We start from the raw sequence: 2,802 nt of genomic DNA on the forward strand, positions 1-2,802 counted from the left end.
TCAAGTTCGAGTTTGATACGGTTGATAAGCTCGACGTAGCCCACAAGTAAGCAATACATGACTAAAGAAGAAGAGCCAATAGTTAATATTACTTTTCTTCTTCATCTCTCTAAAAATGAGGAATAAATAATGAGCGAAGTAATCGATTACAAATCACGTGTCAGTGATCCAGCAAGCCGTAAGTTTGAGACATTTTCCTACCTGCCTGCGATGGCTGACAAAGATATCAAGAAGCAAGTACAGTATTTAATTAGTAAAGGCTGGAATCCAGCCATCGAGCATACAGAACCAGAGTATGTAATGGATTCCTACTGGTATATGTGGAAACTGCCCATGTTTGGTGAAACTGATGTAGACCGCGTGCTGGCAGAAGCTGCCGCATGTCATAAAGCCAATCCGAATAATCATGTTCGTTTAATTGGTTACAACAATTTCAACCAATCACAAGGCACTGCCATGGTGATATACCGCGGCAAGACTGTGTAAGACACAACGGGTTTCGTACCCTGGAACCCCCTTACCTGTTAAAGGCTCGGGGGTTTTTTTTGACCCAAATAAAGTACTTTTCAGATAGCTATAACAGGAGTTCATCATGAGCGAAATCATTGATCAATACCGCGTAACCACCGAGCCCTATTACCATCCCGTAGCTGATGAGGTGGAATTATATGAAGCCGCCTATTCGGTGCGTATGCCGATGATGCTGAAAGGTCCTACCGGCTGTGGTAAAACTCGTTTTGTTGAATACATGGCCTGGAAATTAAAAAAACCGCTGATTACCGTGGCTTGTAACGAAGATATGACCGCATCTGATCTAGTGGGTCGTTTCTTGTTGGATGCCAACGGCACACGCTGGCAAGATGGTCCGCTAGCTGTTGCGGCACGCTATGGCGCCATCTGCTATTTGGACGAAGTCGTTGAAGCACGCCAGGATACCACTGTGGTGATTCATCCGTTAACCGACAATCGCCGTGTCTTGCCATTGGAAAAAAAAGGTGAACTCGTTCATGCGCATGCTGACTTCCAGATTGTCATTTCCTACAATCCCGGTTATCAAAGCTTGATGAAAGACCTCAAACAATCCACCAAACAGCGTTTTGGCGCACTGGATTTTAATTACCCTAACCATGACGTTGAAAGTGAAATTGTGTCGCACGAAACGGGCGTATCCACTGAAATTGCTGAAAAACTGGTATCGATTGCGGAACGTGCACGTAACCTCAAAGGCCATGGATTGGATGAAGGCATCTCAACGCGTATGCTGATTTATGCAGGTAGTCTCATCGCCAAAAAAGTGGACGCGCATGCTGCTTGCCGTGTTGCTTTGGTTCGCCCAATCACTGATGATCCGGATATGCGCGATGCACTGGATGCCGCAGTCAGCACTTTCTTTAATTAACAGTTTTTATACTTCAGAAAATTTTTGATTGTTTTGTGAATATAAACAGGTGCTCCCATGAGTATTAATCTGGATGACTACAAAGAATTACTGGAAGATTTAGAACCGGAATCGATTGAATTACTCAAGCATGCATGGCCAGAAGCTGTCAAAATTTTCTCGGCGCGTGGATTGGATAACTACCTGAAAGGCGCTTCGGCAATCCGGGGATTAGGGCGCGGACGTAGTCTGGTCGATTGTTGGATTGATGAAATCCCATTGGTTGCCAAAGAAATTGGTGAGGACGTTATTAGCGATCTGGCAACTTCTGCACTTTCACTCGCCTCCAGAACTTCAGGCGCAGTGATTGAATTAATGTTGGCGACTTCCCCCACTGCGGCAAAACGTCTCGGTGATGCGCAGCTATTCCAGAATTACCTGCAATTCCTGAATACATTGATTGCACAAGCACCGCGCGGCATGCGTCCGATGCTCAACAAATTGGATATTCTGTTTGGGCAACTGACTCTGGGCGGATTGCGCCGCTGGGCTATGTGGGGAGCGCATGCTCATCGCACGAATTATGAAGAGCAAATCAAATATTTTGGATTGGAATCCAAGGAATCACTCGCAGTACTGCAAAAAGAACGCAAGGGCACCCTGTTTGTGGATGTGCAGCGCCGCATCAATATGTATCTGCGCGCACTATGGGCACGTGATTTTTTCATGAAACCCACCTCCGGCGACTTTGAAACGCGCGAAGGTTACAAACCCTATATTGAAAATTACTTTATTTACCTGCCTGATGCTTATGACAGCCATGCAGGTGTAACCGCCACCGAGGTGTATCGTGCCGCCGCCGCTCATGCCGCCGCACATCTGGTGGAAACCAAACAACCGATCTCTGCGGAAGGATTGAATCCGATGCAAATGGCGTGCATCTCCGTGATCGAAGATGCACGCGTCGAAGCACTTGCCATTCGCCGCTTTCCGGGATTACGCAAAACTTGGGCGGCCTTGCATACGGCCACGCCGGATATGGCTGTCACCATGGGCGATTATCTCAATCGCCTGGCACGCGCCTTACTCGATCCGGATTATCAGGACAACGACGACTGGATTGCAGAAGGCCGTCAGCTTTTTGCAGCCGCACAGGATAAACTGGACAGCCATCAGATCTCTTGGGACATCGGCGTTCAACTGACGCATAGTTTTAGAGAAAAAAATATTCCTTTCGCCATGCTCACGGATCAGCTCACCGCGCCGTATCGCGACGACAATCGTTATTTCTGGGAATTTGAGGAATTCGATTTAAACAAATCGCTGTCGGCTGGCTATGAAGCGCCCAAACAAGTGCGCAAATACGTCAATGTGATGGAATTCGCCAACGAAGTCGAGGTGGAAACCGCCGGAGATGATGCCCA

2 protein-coding genes and 1 pseudogene are annotated in these 2,802 nt (G+C 47.3%); all 3 read left to right on the forward strand.

Annotated elements, in window-relative coordinates; all coding sequences use genetic code 11:
• Window positions 1-129 precede the first annotated feature (129 nt).
• Window positions 130-486 carry a ribulose bisphosphate carboxylase small subunit gene (locus Q0K92_RS12940; protein ID WP_292916245.1) on the forward strand — a complete coding sequence of 119 codons (357 nt, stop codon included), beginning with the start codon at window positions 130-132 and terminating at the stop codon, window positions 484-486.
• Window positions 487-592: 106 nt separating this feature from the next.
• Complete coding sequence (locus tag Q0K92_RS12945; RefSeq protein WP_013965371.1) at window positions 593-1,399, forward strand: CbbQ/NirQ/NorQ/GpvN family protein; 807 nt, start codon at window positions 593-595, stop codon at window positions 1,397-1,399.
• Between the two features lie 57 nt (window positions 1,400-1,456).
• Window positions 1,457-2,802: pseudogene (locus tag Q0K92_RS12950) on the forward strand (VWA domain-containing protein); the annotation flags it as partial.

Origin of the sequence: Nitrosomonas sp. (assembly GCF_024282095.1) — a bacterium.
GTDB lineage: Bacteria > Pseudomonadota > Gammaproteobacteria > Burkholderiales > Nitrosomonadaceae > Nitrosomonas.